This is a genomic window from Dickeya sp. Secpp 1600, assembly GCF_003049805.1.
In the GTDB taxonomy this organism is placed as follows: Bacteria; Pseudomonadota; Gammaproteobacteria; order Enterobacterales; family Enterobacteriaceae; genus Dickeya; species Dickeya fangzhongdai.
The window spans coordinates 4226479-4242607 of sequence record NZ_CP023484.1 but is presented as its reverse complement, the minus strand read 5'-3'; the positions used below and the strand labels follow the sequence as shown (position 1 = coordinate 4242607).

The 16129-nt window shown below is 59.8% G+C and carries 14 protein-coding genes; 6 read left to right on the top strand and 8 right to left on the bottom strand.

Going from position 1 to position 16129, the window contains the following annotated elements; translation table 11 throughout:
• Positions 1 to 3: 3 nt before the first annotated feature.
• The 5 genes from CPA59_RS18890 to CPA59_RS18870 all read right to left on the bottom strand — a co-directional run bounded on the left by CPA59_RS18890 (position 4) and on the right by CPA59_RS18870 (position 4829).
• Entirely contained in the window at positions 4 to 360 is a 357-nt protein-coding gene (locus CPA59_RS18890; protein WP_049842468.1) for an NUDIX domain-containing protein, read from the bottom strand.
• On the bottom strand, positions 353 to 1765 hold the full coding sequence (locus CPA59_RS18885; RefSeq protein ID WP_107760416.1) for a 4-hydroxyphenylacetate 3-hydroxylase N-terminal domain-containing protein: 1413 nt from the start codon (positions 1763 to 1765) through the stop codon (positions 353 to 355). The genes CPA59_RS18890 and CPA59_RS18885 overlap by 8 nt, the downstream gene beginning before the upstream one ends.
• A 506-nt stretch (positions 1766 to 2271) precedes the next feature.
• Positions 2272 to 3150, bottom strand: coding sequence for a metal ABC transporter substrate-binding protein (locus tag CPA59_RS18880; protein ID WP_038665845.1), 879 nt, complete (start codon positions 3148 to 3150; stop codon positions 2272 to 2274).
• A gap of 75 nt (positions 3151 to 3225) precedes the next feature.
• Positions 3226 to 4080, bottom strand: a complete 855-nt coding sequence (locus CPA59_RS18875) for a metal ABC transporter permease (protein WP_038665848.1) — start codon at positions 4078 to 4080, stop codon at positions 3226 to 3228.
• Positions 4077 to 4829, bottom strand: coding sequence for a metal ABC transporter ATP-binding protein (locus CPA59_RS18870; RefSeq protein WP_107760414.1), 753 nt, complete (start codon positions 4827 to 4829; stop codon positions 4077 to 4079). The genes CPA59_RS18875 and CPA59_RS18870 overlap by 4 nt, the downstream gene beginning before the upstream one ends.
• Before the next feature lie 384 nt (positions 4830 to 5213).
• On the opposite strand from CPA59_RS18870, the gene CPA59_RS18865 reads away from it, so the two are divergent.
• Together CPA59_RS18865 and CPA59_RS18860 are read left to right on the top strand one after the other, a co-directional pair.
• A complete protein-coding gene (locus CPA59_RS18865; RefSeq protein ID WP_038920188.1) occupies positions 5214 to 6149 on the top strand; it encodes an extracellular solute-binding protein in 936 nt (311 codons plus the stop codon).
• A gap of 8 nt (positions 6150 to 6157) precedes the next feature.
• Positions 6158 to 6910: a molybdenum ABC transporter permease gene (locus CPA59_RS18860; protein ID WP_038920187.1), complete on the top strand. Its 753-nt coding sequence runs from the start codon at positions 6158 to 6160 to the stop codon at positions 6908 to 6910.
• 19 nt (positions 6911 to 6929) lie between these two features.
• Here the strand turns inward: CPA59_RS18860 and CPA59_RS18855 are convergent, their stop codons facing one another.
• The 3 genes from CPA59_RS18855 to CPA59_RS18845 are packed head-to-tail and all read right to left on the bottom strand — an operon-like array spanning position 6930 to position 9703.
• Positions 6930 to 7841 carry a BadF/BadG/BcrA/BcrD ATPase family protein gene (locus CPA59_RS18855; protein WP_107760412.1) on the bottom strand — a complete coding sequence of 304 codons (912 nt, stop codon included), beginning with the start codon at positions 7839 to 7841 and terminating at the stop codon, positions 6930 to 6932.
• On the bottom strand, positions 7838 to 8386 hold the full coding sequence (locus CPA59_RS18850) for a glucosamine kinase (RefSeq protein WP_039692499.1): 549 nt from the start codon (positions 8384 to 8386) through the stop codon (positions 7838 to 7840). Before CPA59_RS18850 ends, CPA59_RS18855 begins: the two co-directional genes overlap by 4 nt.
• A gap of 9 nt (positions 8387 to 8395) precedes the next feature.
• The gene (locus CPA59_RS18845; protein WP_107760889.1) at positions 8396 to 9703 is read right to left on the bottom strand and encodes an ABC transporter substrate-binding protein; all 1308 of its coding nucleotides are present in this window, start codon (positions 9701 to 9703) and stop codon (positions 8396 to 8398) included.
• 642 nt (positions 9704 to 10345) lie between these two features.
• Between CPA59_RS18845 and CPA59_RS18840 the strand changes: the two genes are divergently transcribed.
• The 4 genes from CPA59_RS18840 to CPA59_RS18825 all read left to right on the top strand — a co-directional run bounded on the left by CPA59_RS18840 (position 10346) and on the right by CPA59_RS18825 (position 16119).
• On the top strand, positions 10346 to 12811 hold the full coding sequence (locus tag CPA59_RS18840) for a hypothetical protein (protein WP_107760410.1): 2466 nt from the start codon (positions 10346 to 10348) through the stop codon (positions 12809 to 12811).
• 1 nt (position 12812) lies between these two features.
• Positions 12813 to 13934 carry a glycoside hydrolase family 105 protein gene (locus CPA59_RS18835; protein ID WP_107760408.1) on the top strand — a complete coding sequence of 374 codons (1122 nt, stop codon included), beginning with the start codon at positions 12813 to 12815 and terminating at the stop codon, positions 13932 to 13934.
• Between the two features lie 67 nt (positions 13935 to 14001).
• Positions 14002 to 15102, top strand: coding sequence for an ABC transporter ATP-binding protein (locus CPA59_RS18830; protein WP_107760406.1), 1101 nt, complete (start codon positions 14002 to 14004; stop codon positions 15100 to 15102).
• A 15-nt stretch (positions 15103 to 15117) separates the two neighbouring features.
• Complete coding sequence (locus CPA59_RS18825) at positions 15118 to 16119, top strand: carbohydrate ABC transporter permease (RefSeq protein WP_038920182.1); 1002 nt, start codon at positions 15118 to 15120, stop codon at positions 16117 to 16119.
• Positions 16120 to 16129 lie beyond the last annotated feature (10 nt).

Genomic DNA, 16129 nt, shown 5'->3' with positions numbered 1-16129 from the left:
TTGTCACCTGATAAATGCGGTCACCAGAGGCGCTACCTCAACATCGCCGGAAGTAATATATTTCACCTGTTCAATTTCATTATCCGGCCGAATATTCAGTGACGCCGACGTCGTAAAACAATGCAGCAGCGTGTCGTCGGAATAATCATGTGATGGACCGATAACGCTGCGCAGATACGTCATGTCTTCTTCGCGTAACTGGATATTCAATTCTTCCTGCAATTCCCGAATTAATGCGGTGCGAATATTCTCTCCGTCATTAATTTTGCCGCCCGGCAGATACCAGACATTCTTATTTCGGGGTTTTACGACCAGCAATTGATTATTCAGATAATGAACCAGGCAGGCGCATCTAATCATGGTTTCTCTCCTGGCAGGATGAATGCAGCAGTTGATCGAGCGCCGCGAGGAGATCCCGTTTGTCATATTCCTGATGATGTTTGGCGGCAATACGCAGCGGATCGCCGGCGTGGTAGATTTCATACACCATTTGTCGCTGGCCGAAGCCGTCGCCGGTCAGGTCCCAGCCCAGATTCAGCAGCGCGGTCCGGTATGGATCGAACAGTTCGTCCTGCTGCTGCGGCGGCAGAACGCCCAGCGTGACGGCATCGGGAATCGATAGCATCGAACCCGCGCACAGCGACTGGATGGTTTGCTGCATGTCTTTGTACCATAAAGGGAAATGGTAGCGGATCGCCTGAATGGCGCTGATGTCGGGGTTGCAGACGCCGTGGTCGTCGATGGTCGCCGCGTTTTCGGCAAGCTGGATAGCGCCTTTGAGCAAATCAAGGCTGGTGGTCATACGCCCCAACTTCTCCTGCACGTGCAGGAACCGGTCCAGCCCCAGCGTTTGCGCAATGCGGGTGGCGACGCCGGTCAGCAATTCGGCTTTGGCTTGCCCCCGGATGATGCCCTGATGGCCGGTATGGTTGCGGGCCTTGGTTCTGTCGTAGAACGCGTTGGATTTCTCCACGTCGCGGAAAATCAGCACCCGTTCCCAGGGCACCTGAACGTTATCCAGCAGCAGCAGGCAGTCGATTTCATCAAACAGATTGGCGATGGGATGGTCGAGCGGCGAGTGTTCCGGATAGGTCAGGGTTTTGCGGCACAGCATCCTGAGATTGGGGTCGGTGACATCAAGGGTAAAGGCGATGGCGAAGTCTTTGTCGTTCTCGGTCAGGCCGGGCATGTTAAAGATCAGCACTTCGTCGGAAACCGGCGTCAGCGTGGCGATCATCTTGGCGCCGCTGACGGTAATGCCGTTGCTGTCGTAGTGGGTTACCCTGACGCCGGCGGATGGGCTGCGCAGTTCGGACAGCGCGCGGCTGCGGTCCACCTGCGGATTGATGGCCGCATGCGAGACATACAGGTTATTCTCCCGGCAGTAGTCGTAATAACGGCGGGCGTTATGCGCGTAATCGCAATACTGGTCGCGTCCCAGCGCTTCCGCATGACTGGCGATGGCCGCAATCGCGCTGTTGATGAAGTCCGGCGTTCTGCCCAGCATGCCGTAGGAGGTGTCCGCCACCGCTTTGTAGGAGCGGCCTTTTTGTCTCAGGTCTTCAATGGAGCGGGGGATCAGCAGGCTGGCGGCGTACTCGTGATTAACCAGATGTACGGCCGGGTCCTGCTGCTGTAATTCATAATAGCGATTGATAAACCGAATAGCGCCGCAGAACATGGGATGTCGGGAGAGATGACTGACCGGTTCGCCATTAACATAAACATTCCGGGGTTTTTGCATCCTCTGTAGATAATCAGACATAAATCCTCTGTTAAATTCCGTTTCGGTAAAACCGTGAATAGGGACGAGAATTGTCCCTGCCTTCAACAATGAATAATTGTCTCTTTCATCAATCGATATACCCGTCATGCTTCAGGTTGCTGGTGCGTTGTTCAACACGCAGGCGTGTTGCCCCGCAACGTGAATTAGTCAGGTATAAAACGCCAATAATCCATCATGTCTGGAAATATCCGACATGGCGGCGTGTTTCAGGGTGCTGGTTAAATATATGGGTGATGCAATGTTGCCTTATTGTAACGAAAGGCATACTACGCTTTTTTATTCGGAATGCAAACGGTTGCTTTTTTCGGGTAATAGAGGGATTTGAATAAATTAATATTTAAATTAATTTCTAATAAATGCTTTTATTATATTTTTATCGCGTGGGGTTTTTTATTTGGTTGATATAATTTGAAGGGTTTTTATTGCGTCGCCCGACGCTGCCGCCGGGCGAAATAAGAAAATAGCCGTGGCCGGTTTTATCCCGCTTACTTCATGCCTGCCGCAATGGTGTCGACGTTGTGTTTAAACGCGGCGGTGTAGGTAGCGGCCGGGCCGTTGCTGTCGGTCAGCGCTTCCGGATAGAGTTCGCCGCCCGGCTGCGCGCCGCTGGCGTCGGCGATCTGTTTCACCAGTCGCGGATCGGTCTGATTCTCGATGAAGTACAGTTTCACGTGCTCTTTCTTGATCTGATTGATCAGTTTAGCGACGGTTTTGCTGCTGGCTTCGGACTCGGTGGAGTAGCCGATCGGCGACAGGAAACGTACGCCGTAGGCGGCGGCGAAATAGCCGAAGGCGTCATGACTGGTCAGCACCTTGCGCTTTTCCTTCGGAATAGCGGAAAACGTTTGGGTGGCGTAGTCATCCAGTTGTTGTAGCTGCTGAATGTAGCTGTCGCCCTGTTTGCGGTAATCATCGGCGTGTTCCGGGTCGGCTTTGACCAGCGCATCGACGATATTGTGGGCGTAGGTGATGCCGTTTTTCATGCTGTTCCAGGCGTGCGGGTCGGTGACGGTTTTACCGTCTTCTTCCATTTTCAGGGTTTTGATGCCTTTGGAGGCGGTGATGACGTCGCCTTTGTAGCCGGAGGCTTTGATCAGACGGTCCAGCCAGCCTTCCAACCCGAGGCCGCTGACGAACACCACGTCGGCCTGCGACAGGGTTTTGCTGTCTTTCGGCGACGGTTCGAACTCATGCGGGTCGCCGTTCGGCTGCACCAGGTCGGTCACGTGCACGTGCTGGCCGCCAATCTGGCTGACCATGTCGCCCAGTACCGAAAAACTCGCCACCACATTCAGATCTTTCGCCATCGCCAGCGGGCTCAACAACAGGCTGGACAGCGCCATAACCAAAACAGAACGTTTCATCTTTTCCCTCTCAGTGTATTTGTGACGGACAATGTATTTATGACAGACAGCGTGTCATGCAAAAACCATCAAATATCAGCGGCGCGTACGCAACATGCCGCCATTCGAGCCGAACAGTACCGAAAAACAGAACAACAGCGTGGTAGTGAGGATCACCGCCGGGCCGGCCGGCAGGTCGGCGTAATAAGACCAGGTTAGCCCCACCAGACTGGCGCAGGCGCCGATGCCCACCGCCACCATCAGCATGACCGGCAGGCGCTGGCTCCAGAAGCGGGCGCAGGCGGCGGGCAGCATCATCATGCCGACCGCCATCAGCGTGCCGAGCAACTGGAAGCCCGCCACCAGATTCAGCACCACCAGCGACAGAAACAGACCGTGGATCAAGGCGCGCGAGCGGCGCGACAGGATCTTCAGGAAGGTGACGTCAAACGATTCGATCACCAGCGCCCGGTAGATCAACGCCAGCACCAGCACCGAGCAGGAACTGATGACGCCAATGGTGATCAGCGCGTCGGCGTCGATGGCCAGAATCGATCCGAACAGCACATGCAGCAGGTCGACGCTGGAACCGCGCAGCGACACCAGCGTCACCCCCAGCGCCAGTGAGCCGAGATAAAACCCGGCGAAACTGGCGTCTTCCTTCAGTTCGGTGTGACGGCTGACCACGCCGGACAGCATCGCCACCGCCAGCCCGGCGATAAACCCGCCCACGCCCATCGCCACCAGCGACATGCCGGAAATCAGGTAGCCGATCGCCACGCCGGGCAGCACCGCGTGAGACAGCGCATCGCCGATCAGACTCATGCGGCGCAGCAACAGAAAACAGCCGAGCGGCGCCGCGCTCAGGGTCAGCGCCAGACAGCCCACCAGCGCCCGGCGCATGAAACCAAAATCGCCGAACGGTTCGGTCAATAAATGAATCAGCATCATGGCACCAGCCTCAGTTGCGGCGGCATAGCTGTTTGCAAAGATGTTGTTGCTTGCAAAGGCGTGGTTACGCCGGTTGTGGACGACAGCACCTCGCCGCAGTCGCCCCAGCGGTGGCCTTCCGGGTGGAGCATCAGCACGCGGGGGAAGTGGGCTTCCACCTGTTCCAGGTCGTGCAGCACCGCCAGAATGGTGCGGCCTTCCTGATGCAATTGCCGGATCACCGTCAGCAGTGCGCGGGTGGTCTGGGCATCAATGCCGGTGAAGGGCTCATCCAGCAGGATCACAGGCGACTGCATCACCAGCAGCCGGGCAAACAGGACGCGCTGCAACTGGCCGCCGGAAAGCGTGCCGATGTGCGCCTGCGCGAATTCCGCCATGCCGACGGTATCCAGCGCATTGAGCGCGTTTTTGCGCCATGCGCCGGAAATGCGCCCGAACATGCCGCAGTGCGGTACGCACCCCATCAGCACCAGATCGTTGACGCTGAGCGGAAACTGGCGGTCGAACTCGGTCAGTTGCGGCAGGTAGCCCAGTTGGCGGCGCGCCTGCGGAGCCATGCAGAAATGACCGCCAAGCGGCGGCAACAAACCGGCCAGAGTTTTAAGCAGGGTGGATTTACCGGTGCCGTTGGCGCCGACGATCGCGGTCAGCGAACCGCTGTCAAAACAACCGTCCAGCGTGCCCAGCGGGGGCTGGCCGGTATAGCCGAACATCAGTGTATGTAGTGTTATCGAGTGTGGTGCAATCATGCCAGCGTCACCGCCCAGGAAATCAGACCCCATAACAGCGCCAGCACAACACCGGCGATACCCAGCCGGGCAAAAGCGGAAAAAGCGTAAAGACTGGTCACAGTATCCTCCATCATTATCGTTATAATATAACATAACGATTTTGCGCCAGCCGACGAGAGGTAAAAAAATGTGTCTGAATCGTAAGGCGGCAAGCCGACGAAGAAAACGTCGTGGCGAAAGGCGTTATCGAGGAATTTCAATGTATTGACGTCGCTGCCCGGCCCTGTAACGCCTTACGGCACGATCGAGATCACATATTTTGTCGCATTTTATTTTTTGAATTTGCCCGCATTCAGGAGGAACCTCGTTGTTTCTTTTTGTATATAACGGATGGAGTCGAGAGTGAACATTCGGGTTAGGTATCAACTGGCTGCCGTATTGGCGGCCGCGCTATTTGGGGGCAGCGTCGCGCAGGCGCAGGATAAAATTCAGTTAACCTATGCCGGGTCGATGGGCGTGGTGATGGACAAGGCGTTGGGGCCGACGTTCGCCAAAAAAGAGAACCTGACCTATCAGGGACAGGGGCAAGGCGCGTACGGTATGGCGCGCCTGCTGGCCAGCAAGAAGGTGGTGGCGGACGTATTCGTGTCGATCACGCCGGGGCCGATGCAGATTCTGAAAGACGCCGGACTGATCGACGACGCCATCCCGGTCGCCAGTACCCGTATGGTCATCGCCTACAACCCGAAAAGCCCGTTTGCCGCCAGACTGGCGGCGTCCGATAAGGCGAAAAACAGTGATTGGCTGAGCGTGTTGCAAGACAAATCGCTGAAATTCGGCCGCACCGATCCGTATAACGACCCACAGGGACAGAATATCGTCTTCACCATGCTGCTGGCCGAGAAGTACTACCATCAGCCGGATGCCGCCAAAAAGGCGCTGGGCGAGGTGCAGAACCCGGCGCAGGTGTTCATGGAAGGCGGGCTGCTGACCCGGCTGGAATCCGGCCAGATCGACGCCACCTCCGGTTACGAAAGCGCGGTACGCTCCGCCAAACTGCCGTATGTGTCGCTGCCGGATGAGATCAACCTCAGCAACCCGGCGATGTCGAAACAGTGGTATGACACCGTTAGCTTCACCATCAAAGACAGCGCGGGCAAAGATCAGGTGCTGCACACCCAGCCGCTGGTGTTCTACGCCGCGGTGCTGAAAAACGCGCCCGATGCGGCGCAGGCCCGTAAATTCGTCGACTTTATGTTAAGCGCGGAAGGGCAGGCGCTGTTCCGCCAGAACGGCTACGACGTTCCGAAAGGAACCGCGCTCTACGCCGCGAAGTAACCGCCGCGATGGCGTTTTGGCTGGCGATACCGGCACTGCTGCTGTTGGCGGTGCCGTTTGTCACGCTGCTGGGCATTACGCCGTGGCATCATTTCCAACTGGCGTGGGGCGACGGCGACGCTATCGCCGTTTCCGTCTGCCTCGGCCTGCTGTCGATCGCGCTGGTGATACTGCTGGGGTTGCCGGTGGCGCTCTGGCTGGCGCGCGCGAATAGCTCTCGCCGCCGCTGGCTGGTGGAACTGCTGGTGATGATCCCGCTGCTGACGCCGCCGCTGGCGATGGGCATCCTGCTGGTGTCGGTGTACGGACCGTACAGTCCGATCGGCGGTCTGTTATCCCGCGTCGGGCTGGCGCTGGTGAATAACCCGGCGGCGTTCGTGACGGCGCAGGTGTACGGGGCTTTGCCTTATTTCATCACCGCGGCGCGCTCCGCTTTCGCCGGTATTCCGGCGGCGGTGGACGAGGCCGGACGCATTCTGGGGGCCACCGCCTGGCAACGCCTGCTCTACCTGACCTTGCCGCAGGCCGCTTCCGGGCTGGCGGCGGCTGTCGCCATCGCCTGGGTGCGGGCGATGGGCGAATTCGGCATCGTGATGATTTTCGCCTATTTTCCACAAGGCATCCCGGTGAAGCTGTATATCAACCTGCAAAATGACGGCGTGGACGCGGTGTACGCACTGGTGTGGCTGCTGCTGGCGATGACGTTGCCGCTGCCGTTGCTCTGTCTGCGCTGGGCGACGCAGCGACAGGCGCGTGCGTGAGGTATCAGCGGTGTGAACGTCAGGCGTAGAGCGCGTAACGGTTGACGGCGATCAGCCGCGCGCCGTCCAGCGCGTCGCCGGCGGGCGGCGACAGCCGCTGTTGCCATGCTTCGGCCAGCCAGGGACGGATATGCAAACCGATGCTGCCCATCAGCGACAGGCGGGGCGGTTCATGTTTCGCCACCGCAGTGAGCAGCCCTTCAATTTCACGGGCGGTCTGTTGCAGCAGGCTGGTCGCCAGCGCATCGCCCTGACGGGCGCAGTCAAATACCGGTCGGGCGAAACGGGCGTAATCGCCCGGCTTGGCCTGATTCAGCCAGTCCGTCGCTTGCGCGTCGCCGTCAAACGGCAACGCCTGCTGGCGGCTTAATGCCGACGGCGCCGCCCAACCCTGTTTGACCCCCCAGAGATATTGCAGCGCCGCCAGCCCGAGACGCGCGCCGCTGCCCTGATCGGAAATCGGAAATTCGTGGCCGCCGTAAGCGGTGATGGCGCGTTGATGCCACGCCAGCCCGCACGAGCCGGTGCCGGCGATCACCACCCCGGCGTCTGCTCCCTGATTTACCGCCAGACAGGCGCCCAGCGCATCGGTATTCAACACCTGCGCGGCGTAGGAATGCGGCAAAGCCAGAAACGCCTGATAAGCGCTGCGGTGCTCGGCGCCGGCCAGCGCCAGCCCGACGTGCAGACGCGGGCTGTCCTGCTCGCCCAATCCGCTGTGTTTCAGCGCCTGCATCAGCGCGTCGTCCACCGCCTGACGCACCGTTTCCACGCCCAGCAGCAGATTGGCGCGACCGCCGCCGCCCTGACCGAGCGGCGTGCCGTCGGCCCGGTAAATCCGTGCCCGACAGCCGGTGCCGCCGCCGTCAACGCCGGCATAAAGCGTTTCACCAGCATAGGGTATGTCACTGGCATAAGGCGCGGCGGTCATGAGCGAGCCTCCTGCGTGAAATAAGGGAGACAGGCCGCCGCCAGCGCGCCGCTAAAGCAGACCTGCTCCGGCTGGCGTGCCTCAGACATGCGCAGCAGCGCCGCCAGTTCACGGGCGCTGCGTTTTAGCCGCGGCACCGCCAGCGGGTCGTCCGGCTGCGCGAGAATATCGGCCGCCAGCTCGGCGTAATCACCGGCCTGCGCCTGCTTCGACCAATCCACCACCTGTTCGATGTGGTTGTCGAAACGAGCAAACAGCGTGCCGGCCAGCGGCGTGAGCGGCGTCATACCTTCCACCGCCTGCAGCATCGCCTGCACGCCCCACAGCCCGAGCCGCGCCTGACTGGCCGGGTCGCCCACCGGAAACAGGCTGCCGCCGTAGCGTTGCAGCCGACCTTGCCGCCAGCACAGCAGCCGGGTGAAGGTGCCGGTCACCACCAAAAAACGGTCTTCATCCGGCCACCGTTGCTGGCAGAGGTCGTTTTCCGTCTGCCAGTCGAACGGCGTGTCGCCATCGATGGGCAGGTGAATCAGCTGGCGTTTCATATCCCTCCGTTACTGGGCTTTCTGCTGCTGACGGTTGGCGGCGATGGTCTGATTGAGCCGTTTCACGTCGTTTTCCGTCAGGCGCAGATACTCGTCGTAGGACACCTGATTGTTCAGGTACTGGGTAAAACGGGTCAGGATAATCGGGTACAGCTCGTTGCCGCCCAGACTTTCCATTTTCTCCCAGTCGAACACGTAGGCCGGGATGTTGGCGATCTCGGCGCGGGCGGTGTTCAGCCCGTCGATCACGTGCTGATCCTTGGTCTGGTAATGCAGATCCGGAATGTCGGCGCCGACGATGATATTAAAGTGCTCGGCAATGTCTCGCTGGTTGGCGTCGCTGCCCAGCCATTCCATGAATTCCGCCACTTCTTTCGGATGCTTGGTGGTCTTGAACGGCATGATGAAGGTGGCGCCGCCCATCGAGATACATTTTTCCTTACAGGGAGCGGGCAGCATTTTCCAGTCGAAGCCGTTGCCGATCTGCTTGCTGAACTGGTTCAACTGCCAGTTGCCGGAGAAGTAGGTGACGATGTTGCCGTTCACAAAGTCGTCCGCCATGCTCTTGTACTGACCGCCGCCGGCGGCGCCCCACATTTCACGCGGGAAGATGCCTTCGTCCGACCAGCGCTTCAGATCCTTGATCCACACCTGCGCAGCGGCGTCCGGGAAGTTGATCAGGCCGTCTTTGTCGTAGCGCGTACCGTAGGAGTAGGCCGGGCCGGAGAAGCGAAAACCACTGCGGTCAATGGTGAAGGGAATGGCGACGCCGGTTTTTTCCGCCACCTGTTTCGACGCCTGCATCAGCTGCTCCAGGGTGTAACCTGGTTGCGGCAGCGGCACGCCGGCCTGCTGGAACAGGGTCACGTTGACGAACGGCAGGTCGGCGGTCCAGGAGGCGACGAAGCCGGGCAGGGCGTTATCCTTGTGTACCCCTTTGATGCGCATGATTTTTTCAATACTGGCGCCGTAGCGTTTTTCAAAACCGGCCGGGTCGGCCAGATAAGGGCGCAGGTCGAGCGTGTAGGAGAGCAGGCCCATCTGGGTGGTTTTGGCGATATCCGGCCCCAGACCGGCGGCCAGTTGCATCGGCAACTGGGTTTGCAGCGCGTTGTAGCCGGTGCTGACGAAATTCACGTCGATGTGATCGTTGCTTTGTGAAAACGTCTTGACCTTCTGTTCCATGAAATGGACCAGCTCCGGGTCGTCGTCGCTGTATAAAAAGGTGATTTGCGTTTTGGCGGCAATAGCATTGCTGCTGGCAAAAGCGCCCAGCGTCATACAGGAAAATAACAGCGCGTGCTGATAGCGATTCATCATACTCTCCCACCCATATGGATATATATATACCCGTCATACTTCAAGTTGCCGGTGCGTTGGCTTCCCTCGCTCACCCCAGTCACTTACTTATGTAAGCTCCTGGGGATTCACTCGGTTGCCGCCTTCCCGCAACTCGAATTATTTTGGGTAGCCCCGTCATACTTCAAGTTGCTGGAAGTTGCAGGCGCGTTGGCTTTATTACTCCGGGTATATTCGACAGCCCTGATGCGTTATGCAAATTTGCATGAATAGCCTATTCAGCGACTAATCATGAACAAAAATAGCGTTCTTTTTTGTGAAGCATATTAAATATATTTCGACTCATGGCTGAGTCAACGTCTTTTTGTGATAAGAATCGCATATTGTTCACGCGATAATTTACTCTATAATGCAAAAATACGATGTTAAGTGCAAATTACCAATGTATGCAAATTTTGCATTAATTGCCGTTGATTTCCGGGTTGGGCACTGGAAAGTTGCATTGCGCCAAATAAAGGCGGCGAGCGCACAATAACGGTGCAAATAAATACAACGGTGCAAATAAATGCCATAAGGTATTTCTTATTCATTAGCATTTTTTATTTGGTAATGCGTTTTCGATATTTCATTTATTCGCTCGCGCGGTAACAAGGATTCGCCATGAATATCGGTTGGGTGTTAAAGAAAAATAGCGTGATTAACCGGTTTATGATTACCGAACTGGAGGAAAAATATTATCCTGCCGAAGCGGACACCCTGCCGGATAATGTTAATTACCGCTTTATTAATGGCTTTGTGGATGTCGGCGTATTGCCTTGTCGGGTGCGGTTCCTGAAAGAAACCGCGCCGCGCGCCGTCAGCCTGCCGGAGCATCTCCGTTTTCATACGCTGTGGAGCGGCGGCGATGACAGCCAGTCGGTCAATTTCAGCGATTTCTGGCCTTGCCCCACCCATGTGCAGCGTTTTGCCCGCTGCTACCTGCACAGCGATAGCCTGCAACCGGCGCGTTTCCGGCTGTCTACCTGCGGCGGCGTGACCGTCTGGCTTAACGGCCGTCAGATCTGCCGGTTTACCCCGTTTAGCCGCAACACCGAACAACACTGTGAACTGACGCTACCGCTGCAACTGGGGCTGAATACGCTGGTGGTGCACGCCGAGGAGCTGTGCGAGCGTGATACCGACTACCTGTTCAGCCTGCGCTATCTTGATGAGCCGCCGCTGCGCTGGCAGGCCACGCCGGACGCCGCCTGCAGCGAACGTATACAGGCGCTGGACCGCTGGCTCAACAACCTGTCGCTGGTCGATAACCTGACCGACCGCGATACCCTGACGCTGCGGGCCGCCGCGCCGTTGCCGGAAGCGGCCAGCGTCAGTCATCGGCTGCTATGCAACGTCAACGAATCGGCGCCGGCCTGGCGGCAACAGCAATCGCTGGCGGCGGGCAACGCCGGCTGGCAGGTGACGCTGCCGACAGGGCTGGTGGGCTATTACGATCTGGTATGCAGCGCGGTGTGCGACGGCATCACGCTGAATCGCAGTATCAGCTTCGGCCGCCTGCCGACGCAGACCATGCCGTCGCTGCCGACGCTGGCCGCCCGGCGCGACTACCTGCTGCGCCACACCGCGCTGCACGGCTTCGAACGGATTGGCCGGGTGTTGGCTGCCTTCGCCACCGGCGAAGGGACGGCGAATATCATGCCTGCCCTCAATCAGGCGCTGCACAAGATCAGCCGCCGGGAAGACTGCGCCGACTTTCAACTGGTGCCGCTCATCTGGCTGTGGCAGCGCTATCAGGGCCAGCGGCTGACGGCGCATGACTGGCGGCGCGTGCGCAGCGTAATCCTCGGTTTTCGTTACTGGATCGACGAGCCGGGCAACGACACCATGTGGTTCTGGAGCGAGAACCATTGCCTCTGTTTCCACGTCGCGCAGTATCTGGCCGGGCAAAATTTTCCCGATGCGGTATTTGTGTGCAGCGGCCGTCGGGGCCGCGAGCAGCAGGCCATCGCCCGTCAGCGGCTGGATCGCTGGTTTGACGCCATTCTGGAACATGGGCTGGTGGAGTGGAACTCCGCCGCTTACTACCCTATCGATCTGATCGGGCTGGTGGCGCTAGCCGAGCTGGCCAGCGATGCAAGCCTGCGTGAACGCGCCCGCACCGTTATCGACCGTATCCTGCTGATGACCGCCTGGGTGCATCAGAACGGCGTGGCGGTCGGCACTATGGGCCGCGCCTACGATAAGGAACTGCGCTCCGGCATGTTGACCGAACTGTCCGGCCTGTGCGCGCTGGTGTGGGGCGAAGGCTGGTTGATTCCGCATTGCGCGGCGCTGCCGCTCCTGTGCCTGAGCCAGTATCAACCGCCTGACGAGACGCTCGCCATCGCCCACTGGCCGTCGCCGCAGGGCGCGCAGGCGCGCTGGGTGCAGGGGCTGAACCGCAGCGCCCGCGTGATTGCCTGGAAGCAGCAGGACGTGGCGTTTTCCTCGGTATTCGATCATCACCCCGGCCAGCCGGGGCACCAGCAGCATGTGCTGGATATCCGTCTTGGCCGGCATTACGCCGCCCGGCTGTGGGTCAACCATCCCGGCGAAGATCGCCCGGACGGCGTGCATCGCCCATCTTATTGGGCAGGCAACGGCCGCCTGCCGCACGTGATGCAGCATCGCAACCGCGCCTGGATGATTTTCGATTTGCAGCACGACCTGCGCCGCTGGACCCATCTTTACCTGCCGCGCGCCGCGCTGGACGAGGTGGTGGTGGACGCGTGCTGGTGTTTTGTGCGCGGCGGCAACGGTTATGCCGCGCTGCACAACCCGGCGGGGCTGCAACTGCATACGCCGGACGGCGGGCAGCCGGACAGCGAATTGCGCGCCTTCGGCGAGCATAACGTCTGGTACATCGCGGTGGACAGCGGGCAGGGCGCGGCGGGTTTCCCGGCGTTTATCGCACGCTTCCGCCACCGCCAGGCGCAACGGTCGGACGACGGCGCGGCGCAGTTTGACGACCCGGACTACGGCCTAATGGCCTGGCAGCCGGCGAGCGGTTTTTCTGTCAATCATCATCCCTTTGCGTTTCCCGACACGGTGTCGGTGATGCCTGAGCGTACCGAGGAGGATCGGTAACATGACGACTCAATCCATGAATGCGCCTTTATCCGCGATCGGGCCATCCGACCGCGAGCAGATTGATGCGCTGCTGGACAAGGTGGCGCTGGCGTTCTGCCGCCTGAAGGCCATCAACAGCGTGACCGATGACGCGCAGGCCAGCGACACGCTGACCATCCAGTTCGAAGAGTGGGACTGGGAAGTGGGCGTCGGCCTGTACGGCTTCTGGAAACTGGCGCGACAGCGGCAGGATCACGCCATGCTGGCGGCGCTGGAACAGTGGTACGAACAGAAATTGCAGGCCGGGCTGCCGCCGCGGCAAATCAACTCCACCGCGCCGATGCTGGTGCTGGCGCTGCTGTGCCGCGACAACCCGCGCCCGCACTGGCTGGCGGCGGTGGCGGAGTGGGCGGACTGGCTGTTGCACTCGCTGCCGAAAACCGAAGACGGCGGCTTCCAGCATACAGTCAAGGAGCGCCCCAACACCGGGCAACTGTGGGACGACACGTTGTTTATGGCCGGGCTGTTTCTGGTGGTCAGCGCCGGAGTGCTCAAACGCCGCGAACTGCTGGACGAAGCCGAATACCAGTTGCTGATCCACGCGCGCTATCTGGCGGACGCCGTCACCGGGCTGTGGTATCACGGCTGGACTTTCCTGGGCCGCCACCATTACGCCGGGGCGTTCTGGGGGCGCGGCAACGCCTGGGTGACGCTGGTGCTGCCGGAAATCTGTTGTCTGGCGGACGCGCCGCTCTCGGTGCCGGTGCGCCGCACGCTGGAGGCGATTCTCACTCAGCAGACCCGCGCGCTGGCGGCCTGTCAGCATGATTCCGGGTTGTGGCACACCCTGCTCAACGACCCGGATTCGCCGCTGGAAACCTCCGCCAGCGCCGGTTTCATCGCCGGCATTCTCACCGCCCGCCAGCTCGGCATGCTGGCGGATTTCCCGCAGGCGGTGCTGGATAAAGGGCTGGCGGCGGTGATGGCGCAGATTGATGAACAGGGCGTGGTGCAAGGGGTGTCGGACGGCACCGCGATGGGGCACGACCTGCAGTTTTATCACGATATCCCCAATGTCGCCGTGCCGTACGGGCAGGCGCTGGTCATGCTGATGCTGCTGGCGCAGCGGCATTCTGTTTGAAAAACAGAAACGGGTTTGAAAAACAGAACCAGGTTTGAAAAACAGAAACAGGTTTGAGGAAACGGTGATGGCGAGTCTGGAACTGAAAAACGTCCATAAAAGCTATGGGTCGATACAGATTATCAAAGGCGTGGATCTGACGATCCGCGACGGGGAGTTCATGGTGTTCGTCGGGCCGTCGGGCTGCGGTAAATCCACGCTGCTGCGGATGATCGCCGGCCTGGAGCCGATCACCGACGGCGAGCTGTGGATCGGCGATCGCAAGGTCAACGATCTTGGCCCGGCGGAGCGCAAAATCGCCATGGTGTTCCAGTCTTATGCGCTGTATCCGCATCTGTCGGTGCGCAAGAACCTGGCGTTCGGGCTGGAAAACCTGCATTTCCCCAAAGACGAAATTGAACGGCGCATCGCGGAAGCCGCGCGCATGCTGGGGCTGGAGCCGTATCTGGATCGCAAACCGCGGGCGTTGTCCGGCGGGCAGCAGCAGCGCGTCGCCATCGGCCGCGCCATCGTGCGCGACCCGGATCTGTTCCTGTTTGACGAGCCGCTGTCCAACCTTGACGCCAAACTGCGGGTGCAGACCCGCGGCGAGCTGACCCGGCTGCACCAGAAACTGCGCACCACCATGATTTACGTCACCCACGATCAGGTGGAGGCGATGACCATGGCCCAGCGCATCGTGGTGCTCAACGGCGGGCGCATCGAACAGGTGGGGACGCCGCTGGAGCTGTTCAACCGGCCGAAAAACAAGTTTGTGGCCGGCTTTATCGGTTCGCCGCGCATGAACATGTTCCACGCCACCATCAGCAGCGCGTCGGATGACGGGGTGGAAGTGCGCTGTCCGTCCGGCAACCTGCTGCGTCTGCCGTTTCGCGGCGAAGAGGGTAAAACGGTGGAGCTGGGTATTCGTCCGTCGCACTGTCAACTGGTGGGCGAGCACGACGACGGCGTGTCGTTGTGCATCGACCGCTGCGAAATGATGGGGCATGAAACCTTTATCTATGGCCGCTGCGGCGGTATCGACGACGAGCTGATCGTGCACCTGCCGGGGCATCATGAATTTCGCGCCGGCGAGCTGGTGTTTGTCCGCTTCCCGCAAGACTATTGCCACCTGTTTGACGCCGACAGCGGCCAGACGTTGCCGCGTCTGACGGAACAGCACGCCTGATTGCAGGAGACAAGCATGAACCGAAAATCGTTGATTCAGCCCGGCGCGTCGCTGGTGGATACGCTGGTGACGCCGGTGGAGAAATCGGTCAACCTGCTGCAAAAATTCGGCGGCCGCCGGGTGATGCCGTGGTTTTTCATCGCGCCGAACATGCTGCTGTTCGCCGTGTTCGTGTTTATTCCGATCCTGCTGGCGGTGTGCTACGCCTTCACCGGCGGCACCAACATCCTGCTGTGGGACCGGCCATACGTTGGGTTGCAGAATTTCGCCACCCTGCTGAGTTGCGAACAGTACACCGTGCCGGCCACCTGCGAGCAGGACCTGTTCTGGACCGGCGTCTACAACACCGTCTCGTTCACCTTTTTTAATGTGACGTGCACGCTCGGCGTGGCGCTGGTTACCGCGCTGATCCTCAACCGCAAGATCATCGCCCGCGGCTTTTTCCGCGCCATCTTCTTCTACCCGGTGCTGCTGTCGCCGGTGGTGGTCGGGCTGGTGTGGCAGTGGTTCCTCAATCGTAACGGGCTGCTGAATCTGGTGCTGTCGTCGCTGGGCGGCCAGCCGATTACGTTTTTGCTGGAGCCGTCGCTGGCGCGCTTCTGGGTGGTGTTCGTGTCGGTGTGGTTTCACGTCGGTTTTTATACCCTGATTCTGCTGGCCGGGTTGCAGGCGATCCCGCGTGATATCTACGAGGCGGCGGCGGTGGACGGCACCTCGCGCTGGCGCGGTTTCTATCGCCTGACGCTGCCGTTGCTGGCGCCCAACATTCTGGTGGTGGTGATCCTGTTGACCATCAACAGCGTGCAGATTTTCGATGAAGCCTGGGTGCTGACCAACGGCGGCGGGCCGGGCACCGCCAACAACTTTATTGTGCAGTACATCTATCAGACCGCGTTTTCCTCCAACGCGTCGCTGTACGGGCTGGCCTCGGCGGCGTCGGTGCTGATGGGGGTGGTGCTGATGATCCTGACGGCGTTGCAGTTCCTGCTGACCCGCCGTCTGGAAGGCAAAAAATAACCGGGAGCCG

Coding starts and splice junctions, on each gene's coding strand:
- CPA59_RS18850 (WP_039692499.1), bottom strand. CDS start 8,386: ATGAAACGCCAGCTGATTCACCTGCCCATCGATGGCGACACGCCGTTC.
- CPA59_RS18890 (WP_049842468.1), bottom strand. CDS start 360: ATGATTAGATGCGCCTGCCTGGTTCATTATCTGAATAATCAATTGCTG.
- CPA59_RS18860 (WP_038920187.1), top strand. CDS start 6,158: ATGGCGTTTTGGCTGGCGATACCGGCACTGCTGCTGTTGGCGGTGCCG.
- CPA59_RS18855 (WP_107760412.1), bottom strand. CDS start 7,841: ATGACCGCCGCGCCTTATGCCAGTGACATACCCTATGCTGGTGAAACG.
- CPA59_RS18885 (WP_107760416.1), bottom strand. CDS start 1,765: ATGTCTGATTATCTACAGAGGATGCAAAAACCCCGGAATGTTTATGTT.
- CPA59_RS18880 (WP_038665845.1), bottom strand. CDS start 3,150: ATGAAACGTTCTGTTTTGGTTATGGCGCTGTCCAGCCTGTTGTTGAGC.
- CPA59_RS18830 (WP_107760406.1), top strand. CDS start 14,002: ATGGCGAGTCTGGAACTGAAAAACGTCCATAAAAGCTATGGGTCGATA.
- CPA59_RS18875 (WP_038665848.1), bottom strand. CDS start 4,080: ATGATGCTGATTCATTTATTGACCGAACCGTTCGGCGATTTTGGTTTC.
- CPA59_RS18845 (WP_107760889.1), bottom strand. CDS start 9,703: ATGAATCGCTATCAGCACGCGCTGTTATTTTCCTGTATGACGCTGGGC.
- CPA59_RS18840 (WP_107760410.1), top strand. CDS start 10,346: ATGAATATCGGTTGGGTGTTAAAGAAAAATAGCGTGATTAACCGGTTT.
- CPA59_RS18835 (WP_107760408.1), top strand. CDS start 12,813: ATGACGACTCAATCCATGAATGCGCCTTTATCCGCGATCGGGCCATCC.
- CPA59_RS18870 (WP_107760414.1), bottom strand. CDS start 4,829: ATGATTGCACCACACTCGATAACACTACATACACTGATGTTCGGCTAT.
- CPA59_RS18825 (WP_038920182.1), top strand. CDS start 15,118: ATGAACCGAAAATCGTTGATTCAGCCCGGCGCGTCGCTGGTGGATACG.